Below are 18,782 nucleotides of genomic sequence, written 5' to 3'. Positions count from 1 at the left end.
TATTATTTCTGCCCAAAATAGTGTTGCAAGCGGCTACGATATGCAAAGGCCAAAACAGCGGCATAGACCAGCATGCCCAGCAAGATATTGCCTGCTAAATTTAATTTTATATCTTTTAATTCTGGTTTAAGGAATATCACTAGGGCCATGACTAGGGTAGCTATCACTACTTTGCTGGCATCTTTTATGGGAAAACGTAATTCACGCTGCCCTAGTAAGTACACCATCAAAGCAATCACCACGCAGATGCCAGCTAATACCATAGACAACACGCCGCCCACTAAGCCTAAATAGTGAATTAATGGAAAAGACAAGGCCAGAGTAAGCAAAGCCAAGCTACCATCAACTAGAATTAATGGACGAGTATTTTTGGTAACTAAAAAATAATGATTTAAATAATTATAAATAAATGAATACAGGCCGCCACTTAATAAGGCCCAGGGTAAAATTTCTAGGGTCACAGTTTGAAATTTTTTAGCCACACCTAATTGTACTAAATCGGGGCTAACTAAATATAAGCCAACCAAACAAGGTAGCATGGTAGCTAATAATAAAGCGCAATTATCTCCTAATTGCTGCATGGCCACGCTAATACCTGATTCCTGCATACGGCGAATAGCTAGTGGCAATCCTGCGGCAGTTACCAGCATAGCGGCTAGTGCCGCAGCCCTTTGCCCCAGCCCAAAGCCCACGGCATAATCACCGGCCGCAGCCACCCCCAACTGATGATCAATAATATAACGGGATAAATTTCCGGCGCTCCATGCCAGCGCTCCAGAAATAATTAATGGCAGGCTATAAGTAAAGGCCTGCTTTAATATTGAACGATCAATCTGCCAGCCTACCCAGCCTGTTTTATTGCGCATTAATGAATAAATTAAGCCTAACGCCTCACCCATGGCATAGCCCAAGAGTGGGTAAGCGGGGTTATCCCCATGCGACAATAAAATAACGCCTATACCAAGGCCAAATACCGGCCCGGCAATAGATAAAACATTATAATCCAGCGTAAAACCCCGGGCAGCAGCTATATTCACGTTATGTTGATTAATACAGCGCAATATAACAAACAAAATAACGGACATAGCCAGCAAGAAATCTGGCTCTTCCACAACAAAAGTACGCAATAGCATCAACCCGGAAATAGCTTGTGCGATACCTGAAAATACAAGTACAGTATTTGAGGTGCTCTGAAAAATTTTACTATTCCCCTGTGCTTCTCCAATAAAACGTAATGCATATTGTGACCACCAACCCAGTAAAATTGTACGAATTAACTCTTGCTGTCCTGAAATTAAAGTAGCAATACCAATTGTTTCAGAACTAGCTATATGTGTCCAAATAAGGATAGAGGCAAATTGTGCAAGCGGGCTTAACAATTGAGCGGGTAATAATTTCAAAGTTTTTTTAATTAACATATCATGCTTTCAAATTAATATTAGTCATCTTTCCGACTGCAAGAATAATTTTTTCCCGACTAAGAACAACCATTGTTGAAATTTGTAATATATTTTTTATTTTTTTGGTAAAACCAATTTGAGGCCAAAGCATAAACTTAACGATACAATTATAAGCCAGCATTAATCTTGAATCATCAACAAAAGGATGATTTTCATTATCAACAACAAATGATATATAACGTTCTTTCCAATGATATGGACCAAGTATTTTATTCTTTTTAATTAGGATATTTTTTTCGGATGCTAAAGACTCTGAAATTTTTTCAGCATATAAGTCAGAGGCTAATAAATTTTTCCTCAGTTTATTTAAAGATATTTTTGCATGCTCACTCAAACTTGAGTGCCCGATTCTATATGCGCCAAGAGCATAATTAACAGAAGAGATTTCTCCATAAATTGGAGCAGTAAATGTAAGTAAATGGTCAATCCAGCCACATCTGCTCGTATCAAAAGGTAAATGATTTGCCAGAAATTTAGCAGAATATGCAGCTCCTGACATAGGCGCGGTTTGAAAATAGCCATACTTAATTATGAAATCAAGGTGATTACTTTCTAACAAATCAATACTAGGTAAAAATTCATCTCTTAAAAATCCCTGCTCATTGCACAACTGAAGTTTATATGAAATCATCGAATGCGCTTTTGTATATTTCCTGACAACTTCACAGCATGCATTAGCAAATAAATAATCATCAGAATCCAAGAATATTATTAACTCACCCGTAGCTATTGAAAAACCTTCATTAATAGCAGAAACCTGCCCTCCATTTTTCTTAAAAATAGCTTTTATGTTTGAGTACCCTTTTATAATTTCAATTGACCCATCTGTGGATCCATCATCTACAACAATAATTTCGACATTCTCGTAAGTCTGGTCCAGTGCACTTTGAATCGCCACACCTATATATTTTTCATAGTTATAATTATTAATAACTATGCTAATTTTAGGTTCAAAACTAGTCATAAAGCACTCGCATATTGAATCTTATTATGACGGTTATATAAAACACTCATTTGTATACTCGCCTTAAACGGGGTAACTTCCTTACTCACCTCTTCTGCAAGTAATTTACCCGACTTCATATCCAGCCAATATAATAAAAGCGTATTAGCCAATTCTTCAACCCGTGCTTTGCTATCATCATTTTCCGACAATACAGTGCCACTACTTTTCGCTTTTAATACTAGATGCATTTGCGGCAAATGTAGCGAACATACCGGGCGGCCAGCACACAATGCTTCTAATACATAAACTGGCATTCCTTCAAACGTAGAAGTAACCAAACCTAAATGCCACTGCGGCCATAATTTGGAAATTTGGGTGGCGTTTTTAAAACCATGCAGTGTGCTAATTTCTTTAATCGCATTAAATTCAGGAAATACTGCAGGGTCAGCGGCACCCACATAATGAAAATGCGCACCAGTTGGAGATAATTCATTAACCCGCTTAATGACATTAAACATCATACCCGGGCGCTTAAAATGATCCAGCCGGCCTACAAACGCTAATTGCACCGGACCGTTTAAATTTAAGTATTCTGTAGGTTTAAATATACGATCATCCACACTAACGGTCATAAACTCCGTCTTTTCTGCTGCACCAGCAATTTGTGTCTTAATTCTTTCTGTCTGCTCTTTATTTACTGAATACACATGCGCAGCATACTTCACGGCATGCCGCTCATTAAAATGGTGAATATAAGGGTACTTTGCCAGCAATGAATCCATAGGCTGATCTGGTTTCATATCACCGTGCGTTGTAAGCACATAAGGACAACCAATAAGCTGGCACAGCCAGGCATATTCATAACGCTGAATATCAATAGATGTCGGCATCTCACTGCTTATTGCTCGTATTTTGCGCAAAAACTTAATAACACTTTTGAAAAAGTTTAAAGTTAATGATTGTGTCAGTTTTTTTGCAACACTATTGGCAATTTTCTGATTACAGTGCATTACAGGCATAAACCAATAGCTGCATTCATTTTCAGTAATTTCAACAAGCTCACCTAGTGGTAATTTTCCTGAATCATCAACTCCGATTAAAATAATTCGAGTTCCTTCTGGCTGATAGCGAAGGACTTGACGAACATGAGTTTCAATCCCTCCTACTTTACTGCCAAATGGATCAAGTGCATGCAGTGAAATAATCGTATTTTTATACAGAGGAAGGTCAAATTTCATAATGTTGATTTTTCACTTTATGATTAAACAGTGTGGTCCAGGCAATGCATAAACAATTCTCCTGTTTCTTTAGCTGCTTTCTCCCAGCTGAAACGAGCAGCATTTTTTTTAGCTTTGGCTGATATCTCAGAAAATAACTGGTCATCTTCATACAAACGCTGCATACAATCAGCCATTGCCTCTGCATCACCCTCAGGAAAATATAATGCCCCCTCTCCTGCAACCTCTCTCAGAACTGGAATGTCAGATGCAATGACAGGAAGCCCAAAAGATTGGGCCTCAACAATAGGTAAACCAAAACCTTCAAAATGTGAAGGAAATGCCAGATAGCGGGCGGTTGCATATAAATGCCCTAGTTTTTCTGTTGAGACATAACCCAGTGATAATGGGCAAATTCCATTTTTTAATTCTGCAGCGTGTGCGGCAAAGCGCCCCTGATCATCACTGCCTACATGGTAAACAGGCAAATGAATACCTTTATTATTCAGATATGTCATTGCCGCAACTAAAGTCTTAGAACCTTTATTAGGGGATAAATTAGCGACAAATAACCCTGACTTTTCAGTTGATCGCTCTGGATGAATATCAGGCAATCCCAGACAAGATGCTTCATGAATCACTTGTGTTTTTTTAACTAATTTCGGGTGATAGTGGTGTACATCATTTTCAGTATTATCAGATACACAAATGATTGCATCTGCCGCCTGACCTGCTATTGGAAAAAATATATTCCACGCCAAACGATGATGCCATTTATATGATTTTGGTGACACATCAAAATAAAGATCATGCGCCACAAACACTTTCTTTGTCTTACCACGAGTTCCACCTACAGGATTACAGCTAAAAACTAAGTCGATGTTAAATTTTTTAATTAACTTAGGTAGTATCAAGTTTTGGTAAAAAATATTTTTTGGCTGAGAGTGGATATAACTTCTTTGAATCACCGTTATTTTTGAATTAGCAATAGCCTCAGGCAATTTAGAACGATCCCAGCAAGTAAGTAGCACAAATTCAAACTGATCCTGATTTATCAATACTGATAGCACACCAAATAAATAGTTACTAATACCTGACAACTTATTGGCAGGCTCAAGGAGATGATTAACTAAAATTATTTTCTTCATACCATTCAACTAAAAAACGAATTTAATATATTTTTTTACTATGTATGCCATAGGAATGATAAGTAATAAAATTCCAAATTGAAAGATTACTCTATATTCATTTGAACCTAATTTATTGGCAATAATAATTGCTAGAGGGTGAACTAAAAAAAGGATGGTTGAGAAATCGCGTAATAGACGCGAATTATTAACTGTAACTTTTAAACTCAAACAACCAACAAGCAGCAATGGTAAGAATACTATATTACTAAAAAGCAAATCCCTGGAAAAATTTGCATTAACAATTAACTGTGGCTGTAATGCTGACTCAAGCACGACTGCGAACAATCCAATAAACAGCAATGAAACAAGAGTATATTTTTTCACTCTAGTTTTCAGATTATGTTTATTAATTAACCAGCCTATATATACATATGGCAGAGCAAAGAATAAAAAATTTCTTGAAAAAAAGTCATTAGTTATGACGGGCTCTAATACGAAATTAGAAAGGTCAACCATACTGCGAACATATTGAACAACAACCCCTAATATCGCGACAGCAATAACCATAGGTATCGTGTATTTAAAGTCTTTAATTAAATACAAAATAACGCCAGCCAACAAAAGAGCCATTAAATACCATAAATGCCAAAATCCAAATATATAAGTAAACAATGACTCTTTATAATAAAATGGTAAGTACACCATCATCCAAAACAAGTAAATTATCAACAAAGTTTTACACCAATTATATAAATCAGAAGAGGTTTCAACATTATTAAAAAAATAATATCCAGACACCGTAAAGAAAAATGGTACTCCTATTCTAAATATACCATTTTCTAATATGGATTGAAAAACAGGTCCAAAGTGCTTTGCTATATTAGCATGCAATAAATATATAAGAATGGCGCACACTACTTTTGCAACATCAATTGCACTATTTCTATTCATTTAGGCAATACCATAGAAAAAGCCCGCTTTCTATCATGTTGAGCGAGTGTATTCCAGGATTCAATTGCATTCTTAGCTGCTGTAATTGATGTTTCAAATATACTTCCATCATGAATAGCAGCGGCAATTGAACAACTCGCTTCGTATTCATTACTATTACTAATTAATACTGATTTAGCATTTGCAGTTACTTCCTTAAACACCGGAATATCTGACGCAATAATTGGTATGCCACTATACAAAACCTCCAGCAATGGCAAACCCAAGCCTTCATCAAGTGACGTGCAAAGAAAAAGATGACTCGTATCAAGTAAATCTTGCAATTCATCTATGGACAAATAGCCATGATATTTTATATGAGGGTATGGCTTTAGCGTTTCCAGCACATTGCCCCAGCCTTCACGCCCAGAAATATGCAACTCTACGGGTCTTCCTAATTGAGCTGACAATTGCTGAGTCATTTGAGCAGCAAAAAGATAATTTTTGCGTGGCTCTAATGTACCAAGCATCATTATTTTCAGTGGGGCATTACCCGCAGGCAGACTGCGTTCTTTAAAATCTAAGCTAAATACATTTTCTGCCCTAGGCCTTAATTTATAAATTCTGGCATCAGGGCATGTAACTTTTGCTAAATTATCTGCAGTAGTCTGTGAATTCACAAAAAACATTTTTAAGTTTTTAATCGCATAGATAAACGATGGGCGCATATATAGCCTCGCCCGGATGTTTAGCTCTTCAGGGCGTTCCAGCAAAAATAAATCATGAATATAAGGCACAACTCTTTTACCAAACAACATACTGATTAATATGCTGGGCGGAAACCCCGGAAACAATATTTGTGCTTGCGGGTTTTTGCGCGCCAGCAAAGGAATATCCAGCCACTGTGCTTTAATCATACCCAATGCAGTTGCTGGCTTAGTATGCATTACATTAAATTTTTTTAATACTGAAGGCGAAAACAACTCTTCTGAAATGCGCTCAATACCCGTTATTTTTCGGCCCATATGAGAGAAATCGACAATTAAACTGGGATTTTCTGAATTATTAGCCTTCATTATTTATTCTCATAGCCCAATTTACGCTGATTCAGCATTTCTTTTCCTGCATAATAAAAAAATTTCCACGAGTTGATCAAATAACGTTTCGCTAAACGACTTGGCTCGCAGCCGAGCCGCCACAACCACTCAAAACCATTTTTCTGCATCCATACAGGCGCTCTGGTCATATTTTCACTAAAAAATTCAATTGCAGCGCCAAAACAAAATACATGCATATTTTCAATGCTATCTCTGTGAAGATAAGCCCAAATTTCTGATTTTGGTGCACCAACTCCCATATACAGGTGAGTACATTGCACTGATTTTAATTTTTCAATAAATGACTTTGAAAAATCATCATTTTTTTCAAAGCCGAAGGGTGGCACTTCAACTAGAAACTCTGACTCATTAAAACCATGCTTTTTAAGCCATAAAGTTAAAAAATGCTGAGTAAACTCTGTAGCAACCATAAAACATGGTCTGTGTTTATCCGGGCGCATAGCCTGCATTAATTTAGGAAATAAATCTGCACCGGTTACCCGCTCAGGGATTTTTACACCGACTAGCGATAAAAATCGTTCCACAGGAAAACCATCCACAGTTAACAACCATGCGGAGTGGCAAGCTTCTCTGTAGGTGGGATTATTATGAAGAGTAACGATGTGATCAACATTAGGGGTAATTAAAAGACGAGAAGGGAAATGATGTCCAATTTCATTACATGTCGCCGTCTTAACCACTTCCTCCAGTGTTAACATACTAAAATTCAAACCAAATACTGCCTTACTTTTTATCAAATTTACATCAGAGGTATTTTGCATTTTTTAAGAGTCCATCTGTATTAAAGTTCAATTTACTTACTACTAATTTCACCACATTGTGAAAATACTTTTTTAGTAAGCATTTTTATTGATAAATCCTTTAAAGACAGTCAAAAACACAATTTTTAAATCCAGATACAAAGACCAGTTTTCTAAATAATGTAAATCGTAATTAACGCGTGCTTCCATTTTATCCAGCGTATCAGTTTCGCCTCGCAGGCCGTTGATTTGTGCCCAGCCGGTAATGCCGGGTTTCATTTTGTGGCGCAGCATATAGCGGGGGATCAGCTCTTTATAATGATGATTATGTTGCACGGCGTGCGGCCTTGGGCCTACTACGCTCATGCGGCCTTGTAATACATTAATAAATTGTGGCAATTCATCCAGACTGGTACGGCGTAAAAAAGGGCCGATGGGTGTGAATCTGCTGTCGTTCTTTTGTGCCTGGGTCACAATATTTTTGTCTTCGCTGTGCACTTTCATACTGCGAAATTTGTATACTTTTATTTCTTCGCCATTCCAGCCATGGCGGCGTTGCCTGAAAAATACCGGGCCGGGCGAGGTGATTTTTACTGCAATGGCAATGCCAAGTAATACAGGGCTGATCAGAATAAGGATCAGGCTGGCCAGTAAATAGTCTTCTATTCTTTTAATCAGTTTATTCGTGCCACCCAACGATGAAGCAGAAATATCCAACATGGGCATGCCCATGATAAAAGTAATGCCGTGATTCATAATTTTATACGTCAGCATATCCGGCACCACGCGGATATCGGCCGCGCTGTAGCGCAGTGCGTGCAATACTTTTGGGATAAGCGCGGTATCGTTTACGCCAAGGTTAATCCACACTTCATCAAAATCATTATCTGCGGCTAGTTTTTCAACAAGATCTAATGAATGCGCGTTAACTACCCTGCGGATCTGATAGCCGCTCCACGATGATCGCTTTGCACGCCGCTTTAAATCTGCGCTCATCGGTCCTGTGCCCACCAGTAATACATCTTTGGTGTTGTAGCCTTTTTTACTAAGCCAGCGCATCCCCAGCAAGACCAGTGAGCGCTCTAGCACTAGGCTGATCAGCATCAACAGCATCCATGTGCCAATAAATAGCCTGGAGTACGCATCTGCACTTTTAGAAAAGAACAGCCAAGCCACCAGCAAGCCACAAGACACCAGCCATGTCAGCTTTACCCTGCCCAGCATGGCCAGCCAGCTGCCACCGCGAAACGATTTGTAAACGGCAGATGAGCAGCCTGCCACCATCAGGCTGGTTGCCAATACCAGAGTTGCGTAATTGCCATCCAGATCTTCAGTACCAAAACGCCATCTTGCCGCAGTAAACGCGCTGATCCAGACTGCTGCAATGTCTAATAATAAAATCAGCGTGCTTAATAAAGGTGATCCGTTTCTTGTTGCATTCGCCCGCATTATTTCTATCCAGCCTGCGCATTAATTAATACACTTAATTATTGTTTTAATTGATTTTTTTCATAAAAAAACAACCATAAAAAATCAACTTACAGCAAATTCTTACAATTTAATAGAAACATTATTTAGTGATTACCTATGACAAAACAACAGGCGAAGTTATACCCCCGATGATCTGCAATTTTAATAAATTAGTATTTGCTAATAATGAGTTCTTTTAATTTTTATATATTAGCAACAGCTGTTTTTGGTTTATTACTTTTGCGGAATATATCACACAATTGTTTCATTTTTAAACAAACAACACATTAGCATTGAATAATATAAATTTAATTGACAATACCGTGGCTAATGCATACTCTCGCGCAATATAGAATCCCATATTTTATGAAGGTTTAGCGTAATGAAACTTAAATTACCCGTACTCGCTTTAGCTTTATCCGCGGTGATAAGCGTAGCGGCTTACGCTGCTTTTGAAAAAGGCATGCCTGCTAATCAGGTTGAGCCATCTGTGGCAGAAATGAAAACCGCAGGCAAGAATGCTACTGAGATTATTAAATCTGGTTTAGCCAGTGATGTGACTGCTCCAAATCTGGCGGTTGCATTACTTAATCAGCGCTTTACCTGCCTGCACGTTGCTGAAGGTATGAGCAAAAATGCTGTTGCACCTGCAATCATCCTGCCTACCTTACTTGGTGCTTTATGCACAGCCCCAGAAATCACAGGTGGTCTGCTGGCAGCAGGTATTAATCAGACAGATATTGTGGCTGCTGCGGTGCAAAATGGCTTAGACCCGGCGACATTTACGGCTGCAACGGCTGCGGGTCCTGCAGGTGGTACTCTAGGCAATACTATTGCTACAAATGCTGGCGCACCTGTACTCACCAGCGCTGCGGCTCCAACGCTCAGCGGCGGTGGTACATCAGCCGTTTCACGTAATTAATTAAGCATGTGTTAGCGTGCTAAGAAGATGCCTGCGGGCATCTTCTTTTTTTATCTGTTCTTTGCAAGCCCGTTATTTCAGGCCTTGTTATTAGCCGCTATTGCGCCAGATTGGTCTTTCATCCACACCCCAATCTATAAATTGAGCCTTGTTTTTAATGATAAATGTTTTAGATTCCCGCCGTGATGAGCCTTTATTCTGGCTTTTAATTGCACAGATTTGCTGGGCGCCTTTGCCACTGGCCAGTAATCGCACTTGGGCACTGGGTATTTTGCTCTGTATTAGTTTAGTGCTTTGGTTAAGCGCAGCTGTACGCTACCGTAGCCATTGGCCTTTGGTCATTGATCGCTTAAAACTATTTGCTCTGCCTTTAGGCGTCTTACTGGCGCTATTGTGCTGGACCCTATTGCAAGCCACGCCTTTGCCCTTCGGGCTTATTCAATACTTATCGCCCAATGCGGCGCAGATATGGCAAAGCATTGCACCTGATGCCAGTGCAACCTTATCGCTTAATGCCGCGCAAACCCAATTACAAGCAGCACTGTGCTTTATTTATGGCAGTGCATTTTTATTTACGGTATTGCTGGTGCGCTCTTCCCGGCGAATGATGGCCTTAGCCTATGCCCTGCTTTTTATGGCGCTTTTTCAGGCTTTATTAGGCGGTTTTTTATATTCTTTTAATGCGCAATACGAGCTGTTTACCAGCGATGTTTTCCATGGCCGTATGTTAGGCACGTATGTTTACCACAACAATGCGGCCGGGATGCTGGCCATGTGTTTATCTGTGGGCATTGGTTTATTTATTGTTCAATTAGAAAAAAACACCGGCAGCCAGCATAAAAAATGGACGGTTAATTTGCTTGATTTTATGCTGAGCAAAAAAATGCTGCTGCGTCTGGGGCTGGTGATTTTAGTCATTGCACTGGTCATGACCCGATCCCGCATGGGAAATGCAGGCTTTTTTACGGCCATGCTTTTAAGCCTAGCTTTATATGCCGTATTTAGCCCAAAGGTACGTAAAGTTATTTTTATCTTGTTAATCAGCCTAGTGCTAATTGATATCTGGATACTGGGCCAGTGGGTGGGGCTAGATAAAGTGGTAGACCGGCTGGAGGCTACCCAGCTGAATAATTCAGCCAAGGCCGCCGTCATCAGCAAGGCGCAGCAAGCCGGTGCAAACTCGCTTAATTTTGTGCAGCCCCATATCGAGGAATCGGTAGAGGAGCGCACCCTGCCTGTTGCTTATGCCCAACACGCTGTGGGCGATTATTTCTGGACAGGATCTGGCGCTGGGACGTTTTACTCTATTTTCCCCCAATACCGCCCTGCTAACTCCAAAGGCTATTACGATCACGCCCACAATGATTATGTAGAGATTCTGACGGATTACGGCGTAATGGGTGCAAGCCTGTTTGCTATTTTGGCGCTCTCTACGCTGTGGCAAATTGTCACCACGATTAAAATCCGCAAACACCCGGTAGCCCGTGGCATTGCCCTTGGCGTGCTGATGGCCATGCTGGAAATCTTTTTGCACAGCCTTGTGGATTTCAATTTGCAAATCCCCGCTAACGCCCTGCTCTTTACCGTGATTATTGCCTTAGGCTGGAGCACGGCGCAGGTGGATAAACAAACCCAGCATATTTAAATACCAGCACCACAGGCGCTGCCGTAGCTGCGCCTGCACAGCACCCCAATAGCCCATAACAGAGAACCAGCATGTCACTCAGGCTTAAATTTTTAATCGGCTTAACCTTATTGTTTACCCTGTTAATGATCGGCCTGTTTGCCGAGCGCGTTCACAGCACACGGCAATATGTAGAAGCGCAGCTGGCTTCAACTGCCCAAGATGCCGCTACCTCGCTGGTTTATCCGATATCGCGTGCCTTGGGTAAAAACGATGTGGTTTTGGCAGAAACTGCGATTAAATCCTTGCTGGATAGAGCTTATTTTCAACGCATCGAGATTGTGGCTTTAAGCGGCAAAACCATGGCCAAAATGGAGCAGGCCAAGCCGATTGCGGGTGTGCCTGTCTGGTTTATTAAATGGCAACATTTAGACCCCGCACCCGGTACGGCGCTGCTGAGTGATGGCTGGCGTCAGCTTGGGCGGGTGGTGGTGATCAGCGAGCCTGCATTGGCTTACAAGCAGCTTTGGGATGTGCTGACCCACACACTGGCTTTATTGCTGGCTACCTATGTGATCAGCCTGCTGGTGATGAACTTTTTAGTACGCATTTTGCTGCAACCGCTCAGCGCCATTGAAAAATCAGCCAACGAGGTGCAAGAGCGCGAATTTAACCCCATTAAACAGCTACCCGATACCCGCGAATTTCGCCGGGTTGTGCTGGCTTTTAATGTGATGATTGAGCGGGTACGCCAGTTTTTAAGCATCGAGCAGCAGCGGGCCGAGGAATACCGCCATCAGGCTTTTACCGATACCACCACCGGCCTGGATAATCGCCGTAATTTAGATTTACGCCTCGATGGCTTACTTAAAAAATTGCCGCAAGACAGCATCGGGGCCGCTTTTGCCATTCAGCTTGAAGACTTAAGCGAATTTAATAACCGGGAAGGCTACCAGAAAGGCGACGCAATTCTTAAGCAGGTGGCGCATGTATTACTGGAAAAAATGGCCCAGCAAAGCCCGTTGATTGCCCGCCTGAATGGCACCACCCTTTTTGCCCTGCACTTTAATCTGAACAGCGGGCAAATTGATCAGATGGGCGATCAGATTTTAGCCAGCCTTAAAGAAATCACCGCCACGCTGGAGCGCCCTTTGCAATATGGCGTGGCGATTGTGGATTTTAAACATGGCACGCCTAAATCCAAATTGCTTTCCACCACCGATTTAGCCCTGCAACAGGCGTTGTTTAATGGCGGAGAATCACGCCAGCGCATGTCGGCTAATGAATCATCGAATCAATTGCCTCATGGTTCGCAACAATGGCGCGAAGTATTGCAGGCCGCTATTCAAGATAAAAGCTGGGGTATTCAAGCGCAATCAGTACAAAATATTGCAGATAAACAAATCGTGCATCAGGAGCTAACCGCCCGCCTGCGTAATCAGGATGGCCCATGGATCAGCGCGGGCCTCTTTATGCCCATGGCCGCCCGACATGGTTTACTGCAAGCCGCCGAGCAATCTTTATTTGATTTAGCCATCAGTAAATTAGAAAACGCCGCCACTTTGCAGGGCCAGTCTATTGCGCTGAATGTAGGTTTATTGGGCGCGCTGGGCAGCTTAACCGGGCAGGATGAATTTGTGGCCCGCCTAAATAAGCTTAAAAAACACGCTGCCCGTATTTCTTTTGAAGTACCAGAGCATCAATTAATTGCCGCACCAGAATTAGCTAGGCGCTTTGCTAGGCTGCTGCGTGATGCGGGCTTTGGCTTTGGGATTGATCAATATGGTTTTGCGGCCACTGCCGCCGCCTTAATCCGTGAATTAAAACCCAATTATGTGAAGATAGACCGCCGCTTAATCAGCGATATGGCCGTGCATAAAGACACCAAAGAAATGATTCTTTCGCTGATCCAGGTTGCCGAATCGCTGAATATCACCACCATTGCCCAGGGCATTGAAAGCGAAGCGCAACTGGCTTTATTAAAGGCCATGAAAATCACCGCCATGCAGGGCTATCTGATCGGCAGGCCGGAGGAAGTGATTTAATCAATAGCGGGGCAAGCTGGCTGCGGTGTGGAATGTTTTGCAATTATTCCTACACTAGAGTCTGTTGACGTTTCATTCGCAATTGCGCTGAGCCGGGAAACGGCCAGGCACAAGGCATGCGAAGTTTCATTGCTTGCGATTTCCGAGGAGCATAACGCAGTGAATGAAACATCAACAGACCCTGATAGTCAGCCATCACAACCGAGGCATCTCATGCTCCTCTTCAAGCCACTCTTGCCTGCTTTATTGATCAGCCCTTGCATCCATGCTGCAGAGTTTTCTATTCAGCCTGCAGTGGCCACGCTGCATTACCAGGCAGAAGAGCACAATCAGATTGGCACGGTCATCAATCAGGAATCCGGCCATCTGCCGCAGTTTGAAATCAGCATGCAGGCCAAAGAAGCGCCCTGGCTGATTAAAATTGATTATTCCCGCGCAGAGGGCGATGTGGATTATCAAGGCTATACCCAAATGGGCATCCCGCTAACTACCCGCAGCGAGCTGAATATAGAAAGCTGGCAAGCCTTGCTAGGCTATCAATGGCCAGTTGGAGATCAGCAGCAGATTACGCTGGGCGCAGGGCTGAATGGCTTGCAAATTGATCGGAATATTTTGCCCGCACTGGGCTCTTTTCCGCTCAATGAAACACTCAAGAGCCAGCGCTTTGTTTTAAGCCTGATCTGGAAGTGGCAAATGGCCGCGTTGCCTGTTACGCTGAACTCTCAGCTGGATATCCTGCCTCAGCGGCAAAACCGCCTGACAGTTGATACACAGGGCCTGTACGACACCATAGAGCTGGATGCAGATCAGCATACTGATTGGCGCTGGGCGCTGGATGCAGAATGGCGCTGCACTCCCAATACAAGGCTGGGGCTGGGGCTGGCTTATCAAAGCTATCAGCCCGGCAGTAGCCAGCAAGGCATACTGAAACGCAATGGACTTGCCGCCGCGACGGTTCGTTATCCGGGCAGCGATCAGCGCTTATTAGTCCTTAAAAGCTTTTTTAGCTGGCACTTTTAACCCAGCGGCACAGGCTAATCGACTAACGTTATTTTCCTGCGGGTTTATCTATTTGCTTCTTGAATTTTTTTCCTTATTTGCTTGACTGCCTAAGCAAGTATTTGTCTCTTCCCCCTGAGCACAAAGGAAAAATCATGAAGAAAGACTTAAAAATATTGCTGATTGCGAGTGCAGTAAGTGCCGCACTGGCCGCCTGCGGCGGTGGAGGCTCAAGCAGCACGGTGGACACCTCTGCTTCGGCGTCTTCCACAACAACACCTACCCCCACACCCAATCCATCATCCGGCACCGTGCCTGCTCCTGGTACTGCAGCAACCACCGTACTGGATTCCAGCCAAACAGAGGCCAATAAGCTTTCTACCGAAGCCACAGATGGCCTGAGCGCAGCCCAATCAGCTGCGGCTGGTACGGGAGTGAAAGGCCCGCTGGGGGTTGAAATTGGCAGCCTGCCCACCGGCATCAGCAGCAGTATCAGCTGCTCGCTCTTTGGCGCGGGTGGCTCGGGCAGTATCAGCTACGATATCCCCACCACCGGCATCGCCGCCGGAACCGTACTGACCTACACCTATAACCAGTGCAACATTAGCGGACTAGCCACTTATAACGGTACTTTCTCGCTGACTTATAACCGCTACGTAAGCCCAAGCGACTTTTCCTATACCTCCAAATACACCAACTTTACAGTGAACGGGAATGGCTTTACCAACCAGGCTATTAATGGCTCTTCGACTTGCGATTTTAGTAAAGGGGCAATGTCGTGCTACTACAGCGATGGCACTCGGGGCTGGAGCAGTAATCTGACTTACGCCAATGGCACAGTAAATGGCAGTTACGCTGTCAATTACGGCACTGGCACTATTCAAGTGAAATACACCAACTTTAGCGCCACAAGCGGCAGCTGCGAAATCACCGGCGCTAATGGCAGTAAAGCCGTCATCACCCGTACCTCCGCCAAGCAATTTACCGTGTCTATTACAGGCGCAAATGGCAGCAGCACTAGCTACACAGTGAATACCTGAAATAGATCTGCAATAGAAACGAGGCACTGCTCAGGCCATTCTGGCAACTTAAGCCAACTGATGTGATTCCCATGAGCCGCTTTAGCTGCTCATGGGGTGCAGATCTTAAAGTGGGCAGGATGGCCAGCTCAGGGGCCTCGTTTTTTATTTCACAGATCGATATAACATTTTGTGGCAGCGCCTGCAGACGTAGTGACATTTGCAGGACGGGTGCAATTTCATTAACGCTAAACGAAGTCAAAAAATCTTTTTAATACTACAAAAATTAGTTGTATTCCCCCCTTTGACAATGGGGGAAGCTACAGCACTGAAGTGCAGCCTGAATTGTGCAGATACTTATGCCGCACGAATTTGTTGTGTTCCCCCCTTTGAAAAAGGGGGGCCAGGGGGGATTTAGCATTGCATCTCTTTACAAAAAGACAGCACATAAATCCAATTCACAGGCAAATCCCCCTCAGTCCCCCTTTGAAAAAGGGGGAAGCTGCAGCACTGAAGTACAGCCTGAATTGTGCAGATACTTATGCCGCACAAAGACACCATAGCTGTGAAAGCCGCTGTCTTTTGAATAAAATATCGAGGCTACTCCCCCAAAAAAAACCTCACCCCAACTCACACTGCTCCAGCAACCAATCCTTAAACACCTTCACTGGATAGGCATCGCGCTTGCTGTTGGGATGAACCAAATAATAGGCATTCCGGCTGGGCACGGGCAGGTCTACCGCCACCACCAAACGCCCGCTGGCCAGCTCATCCTGCACTAAAAATAGCGGCAACACCGCCATACCCAGCCCTGCCAAGGCAGCCTGAATCACCATATAAAACTGCTCAAACCTCGGGCCTTTTACCGCATTGATGCTGGGCTCGCCCACCGCTTCAAACCAGTCGGCCCATGCATCGGGGCGGGTGCTGTGTTGCAATAAAGTAAAACTCATCAAGTCGCTGGGGCCTTTTAAGCTGCGGCCAGCCAGCAGGCTGGGTGCACAAATCGGCACAGTGACTTCGTTCATCAGATGGTGATATTCCACGCCGGGCCAAGAGGTATCGCCAAAGTGAATCGCCACATCGATTTCTTCTTTGGCAAAATCAAACGGCTTTAAGCGCGTCAGCAAATTAAGTTGGATTTCTGGGTATCGGGTAGTAAAACTCCCCAACCTAGGCACTAACCAGCGCGAGCCAAATGTGGGAAGGATGGCTAAATTAAGCGCGCCACTGGTGCCGCTGTACGCCATCAGGGCCAGCGTGGCCGCCTCTGCCCTATCCAGCACATCCCGAATATCCCGCGCATAAGCGTCCCCTGCATCGGTCATCACTAAACGTTGCTTAATCCGATGAAAAAGCGCCCTGCCTAAGAATTCTTCCAGCAAACGGATCTGCCGGCTGACTGCGCTTTGCGTGATATTTAATTCGGTCGCCGCACGGGTAAAACTCAGCTGCCGCGCTGCCGCATCAAAACACTGTAAAGCAGCAAGAGAAGGAAGAATGCGTCGCATAGACTTCATGAGTTTTAGTAATGATGTAATAAGAATACATCGCTTGAAGCCAATCGCAAATCGTCACAGACTGTGTAATGGAAATCTTTGAAAAAAGTGGACCGAAAATACAAAACTCGCGGGCTTCACCCACCCTGCAAATACATGAATTTTGTAGCTGCACCATCAGCGTTTTGTTTGTAAAAAATTTAAAAATATAACCACAAGCAAACACCACTGAAACATCGCAGGGCAGGTTCAACCCGCGTATTTTCATGGCCATGCACAGCTTGCACACACACTCATAAAAGGTCTTGCCAAAATGGAACAGAATGTCTTTGAAACATCCCAGCTTGCTCAATTACTGATTCGTGTTGCGGGTGCAGAAAAAGCGCAGCAGCTTTTTGCCATGATTGAGGTAGACCCGCGCTTGCTGGGTGCCAACGATGCCCGCGTCAGCCGTGGCTTGCTGGCCCAAGCGATGAATATGATGTTGTTTGCGCAAAATCTGGCTGCGGTGCCTGAGGGCGCCCGTTATGTGGCAGAAAAACTAGCTGTGGGCGAGAAAGTGCTGTTTGACCATGGCGCACTGCGCACGGTGGATGCGCCGCGCACTGGCGCTTTGCCGCATGGCGAGCTGGCATTTAAACGCATTCTAGAGCCGCTTGGTTTTGCGGTGGCCAATGTGTATCCGCTAAAAAAACTGAAAATGACTGGCCGCGCATACTGTCATCTGGATTTACCCGAAGTGATTTCGCAGTTTTTTGTGTCTGAATTGCACGTTGAGCAGTTTTCGATGAACTTTCAGATTGCCGCCGAGCGCGTGGTGCACAACTCCCGCGACCCGCTTAAACCCGAGCATTTAAGCCTGCTGGCACAATTGAGCGAACATCACTCATTAAGCTTTGACGATGCCGTCACCCTCTTACCCGCCTTGGTCGGCTGTTTTGATGTGCAGCACGAAGTGCCACACCAAGTGGATTACGAAACGCTGCTGGCAGAATCAGCCGAAATGGCCTGGATCAGCACCGAAGGCAATCGCTTTAACCACGCCACCGATCGTGTTGCCAATGTGATCGCACTGGCAGATGATCTGCGCGCTAAAGGCTATCCAATTAAAGACAGCGTTGAGATTTCCGGCTCAGGCGCAGTGCGGCAAACAGCGCTAAAAGCGGCCATGGTGCAGCGGATTTTCCTCGACGAAAAAAATCACCCCATCACCCGTACCGTACCCGGCTCTTTCTACGAATTTATCAGCCGCGACAAACTCCCCAATAGTGAAGCGCTGGATTTACGCTTTGATGCATCCAATGCACAGGGGATTTTTAAGATGACGGCAGCGGCTGTGGCTTAGATTGAATAAACCCAAACCTTAAAACACGGAGCCTCCCCCTTTGTAAAAGGGGGACTGAGGGGGATTTGCCTTTGTGTGGCTTTGTTACATGCCATTTTGGAAAAATAAGCAATGCAAAATCCCCCCTGGCCCCCCTTTTTCAAAGGGGGGAACGAATCAGACATATGCCGATGCTTATGCCTGGGGCTGGCACGTTTTTGTGCCCACCCTGCAAAACTGTTCCAATACAATTCTATTTTGCAGGGCGGGTGCCACCTGCCGTTTTTAAAATTACACGGCCATAACTGGCGGCTTGCACCCGCCCTACCTTCATCCACC

At 44.0% G+C, this 18,782-nt stretch carries 15 protein-coding genes; 6 read left to right on the top strand and 9 right to left on the bottom strand.

The annotated features are described in order from the left end of the window. Positions 1-2: 2 nt before the first annotated feature. From DYD62_RS04900 to DYD62_RS04865, 8 genes are all read right to left on the bottom strand, one after another. A complete protein-coding gene (locus DYD62_RS04900) occupies positions 3-1,418 on the bottom strand; it encodes a lipopolysaccharide biosynthesis protein (protein WP_115226324.1) in 1,416 nt (471 codons plus the stop codon). A gap of 1 nt (position 1,419) precedes the next feature. Continuing rightward, positions 1,420-2,424, bottom strand: a complete 1,005-nt coding sequence (locus tag DYD62_RS04895) for a glycosyltransferase family 2 protein (RefSeq protein WP_115226323.1) — start codon at positions 2,422-2,424, stop codon at positions 1,420-1,422. Further along, entirely contained in the window at positions 2,421-3,644 is a 1,224-nt protein-coding gene (locus tag DYD62_RS04890; protein ID WP_115226322.1) for a glycosyltransferase family 4 protein, read from the bottom strand. The genes DYD62_RS04895 and DYD62_RS04890 overlap by 4 nt, the downstream gene beginning before the upstream one ends. A gap of 23 nt (positions 3,645-3,667) precedes the next feature. Further along, positions 3,668-4,771, bottom strand: a complete 1,104-nt coding sequence (locus DYD62_RS04885; RefSeq protein ID WP_115226321.1) for a glycosyltransferase family 4 protein — start codon at positions 4,769-4,771, stop codon at positions 3,668-3,670. 9 nt (positions 4,772-4,780) lie between these two features. Beyond that, positions 4,781-5,704, bottom strand: a complete 924-nt coding sequence (locus tag DYD62_RS04880; protein ID WP_115226320.1) for an acyltransferase family protein — start codon at positions 5,702-5,704, stop codon at positions 4,781-4,783. Further along, complete coding sequence (locus tag DYD62_RS04875) at positions 5,701-6,759, bottom strand: glycosyltransferase (RefSeq protein WP_115226319.1); 1,059 nt, start codon at positions 6,757-6,759, stop codon at positions 5,701-5,703. The genes DYD62_RS04880 and DYD62_RS04875 overlap by 4 nt, the downstream gene beginning before the upstream one ends. Next, positions 6,759-7,562, bottom strand: coding sequence for a WecB/TagA/CpsF family glycosyltransferase (locus DYD62_RS04870; RefSeq protein WP_115226318.1), 804 nt, complete (start codon positions 7,560-7,562; stop codon positions 6,759-6,761). Before DYD62_RS04870 ends, DYD62_RS04875 begins: the two co-directional genes overlap by 1 nt. A gap of 72 nt (positions 7,563-7,634) precedes the next feature. Then, positions 7,635-8,990: an undecaprenyl-phosphate glucose phosphotransferase gene (locus DYD62_RS04865; protein ID WP_115226317.1), complete on the bottom strand. Its 1,356-nt coding sequence runs from the start codon at positions 8,988-8,990 to the stop codon at positions 7,635-7,637. A gap of 403 nt (positions 8,991-9,393) precedes the next feature. On the opposite strand from DYD62_RS04865, the gene DYD62_RS04860 reads away from it, so the two are divergent. From DYD62_RS04860 to DYD62_RS04840, 5 genes are all read left to right on the top strand, one after another. Continuing rightward, positions 9,394-9,933 carry a hypothetical protein gene (locus tag DYD62_RS04860; RefSeq protein ID WP_115226316.1) on the top strand — a complete coding sequence of 180 codons (540 nt, stop codon included), beginning with the start codon at positions 9,394-9,396 and terminating at the stop codon, positions 9,931-9,933. 157 nt (positions 9,934-10,090) lie between these two features. Beyond that, positions 10,091-11,578 (top strand): O-antigen ligase family protein, encoded by a 1,488-nt coding sequence (locus DYD62_RS04855; RefSeq protein WP_115226315.1) that lies wholly within the window; start codon positions 10,091-10,093, stop codon positions 11,576-11,578. 71 nt (positions 11,579-11,649) lie between these two features. Beyond that, complete coding sequence (locus tag DYD62_RS04850; protein ID WP_115226314.1) at positions 11,650-13,602, top strand: bifunctional diguanylate cyclase/phosphodiesterase; 1,953 nt, start codon at positions 11,650-11,652, stop codon at positions 13,600-13,602. 213 nt (positions 13,603-13,815) lie between these two features. Continuing rightward, the gene (locus tag DYD62_RS04845; RefSeq protein ID WP_115226313.1) at positions 13,816-14,622 is read left to right on the top strand and encodes a TonB-dependent receptor; all 807 of its coding nucleotides are present in this window, start codon (positions 13,816-13,818) and stop codon (positions 14,620-14,622) included. A 134-nt stretch (positions 14,623-14,756) separates the two neighbouring features. Continuing rightward, complete coding sequence (locus DYD62_RS04840) at positions 14,757-15,641, top strand: hypothetical protein (protein ID WP_115226312.1); 885 nt, start codon at positions 14,757-14,759, stop codon at positions 15,639-15,641. A gap of 599 nt (positions 15,642-16,240) precedes the next feature. Here DYD62_RS04840 and gcvA read toward each other — a convergent pair. After that, the gene (gene gcvA, locus DYD62_RS04830; protein WP_115226310.1) at positions 16,241-17,131 is read right to left on the bottom strand and encodes a transcriptional regulator GcvA; all 891 of its coding nucleotides are present in this window, start codon (positions 17,129-17,131) and stop codon (positions 16,241-16,243) included. 301 nt (positions 17,132-17,432) lie between these two features. Between gcvA and DYD62_RS04825 the strand changes: the two genes are divergently transcribed. Next, entirely contained in the window at positions 17,433-18,464 is a 1,032-nt protein-coding gene (locus DYD62_RS04825; RefSeq protein ID WP_115226309.1) for a DUF1338 domain-containing protein, read from the top strand. Positions 18,465-18,782 lie beyond the last annotated feature (318 nt).

This window comes from Iodobacter fluviatilis (assembly GCF_900451195.1).
Classification (GTDB): Bacteria; Pseudomonadota; Gammaproteobacteria; order Burkholderiales; family Chitinibacteraceae; genus Iodobacter; species Iodobacter fluviatilis.
The sequence above is the reverse complement of the archived record's forward strand: the minus strand, read 5'-3'. Positions and strand labels throughout refer to the sequence as shown.

Bases quoted from the DNA above. Each gene is read 5' to 3' on its own strand.
- DYD62_RS04900 (WP_115226324.1), bottom strand. From the start codon at position 1,418: ATGTTAATTAAAAAAACTTTGAAATTATTACCCGCTCAATTGTTAAGC.
- DYD62_RS04845 (WP_115226313.1), top strand. From the start codon at position 13,816: ATGCTCCTCTTCAAGCCACTCTTGCCTGCTTTATTGATCAGCCCTTGC.
- DYD62_RS04825 (WP_115226309.1), top strand. From the start codon at position 17,433: ATGGAACAGAATGTCTTTGAAACATCCCAGCTTGCTCAATTACTGATT.
- DYD62_RS04850 (WP_115226314.1), top strand. From the start codon at position 11,650: ATGTCACTCAGGCTTAAATTTTTAATCGGCTTAACCTTATTGTTTACC.
- DYD62_RS04890 (WP_115226322.1), bottom strand. From the start codon at position 3,644: ATGAAATTTGACCTTCCTCTGTATAAAAATACGATTATTTCACTGCAT.
- DYD62_RS04860 (WP_115226316.1), top strand. From the start codon at position 9,394: ATGAAACTTAAATTACCCGTACTCGCTTTAGCTTTATCCGCGGTGATA.
- DYD62_RS04880 (WP_115226320.1), bottom strand. From the start codon at position 5,704: ATGAATAGAAATAGTGCAATTGATGTTGCAAAAGTAGTGTGCGCCATT.
- DYD62_RS04865 (WP_115226317.1), bottom strand. From the start codon at position 8,990: ATGCGGGCGAATGCAACAAGAAACGGATCACCTTTATTAAGCACGCTG.
- DYD62_RS04885 (WP_115226321.1), bottom strand. From the start codon at position 4,771: ATGAAGAAAATAATTTTAGTTAATCATCTCCTTGAGCCTGCCAATAAG.
- DYD62_RS04870 (WP_115226318.1), bottom strand. From the start codon at position 7,562: ATGCAAAATACCTCTGATGTAAATTTGATAAAAAGTAAGGCAGTATTT.
- DYD62_RS04895 (WP_115226323.1), bottom strand. From the start codon at position 2,424: ATGACTAGTTTTGAACCTAAAATTAGCATAGTTATTAATAATTATAAC.
- DYD62_RS04855 (WP_115226315.1), top strand. From the start codon at position 10,091: ATGATAAATGTTTTAGATTCCCGCCGTGATGAGCCTTTATTCTGGCTT.
- DYD62_RS04840 (WP_115226312.1), top strand. From the start codon at position 14,757: ATGAAGAAAGACTTAAAAATATTGCTGATTGCGAGTGCAGTAAGTGCC.
- gcvA (WP_115226310.1), bottom strand. From the start codon at position 17,131: ATGCGACGCATTCTTCCTTCTCTTGCTGCTTTACAGTGTTTTGATGCG.
- DYD62_RS04875 (WP_115226319.1), bottom strand. From the start codon at position 6,759: ATGAAGGCTAATAATTCAGAAAATCCCAGTTTAATTGTCGATTTCTCT.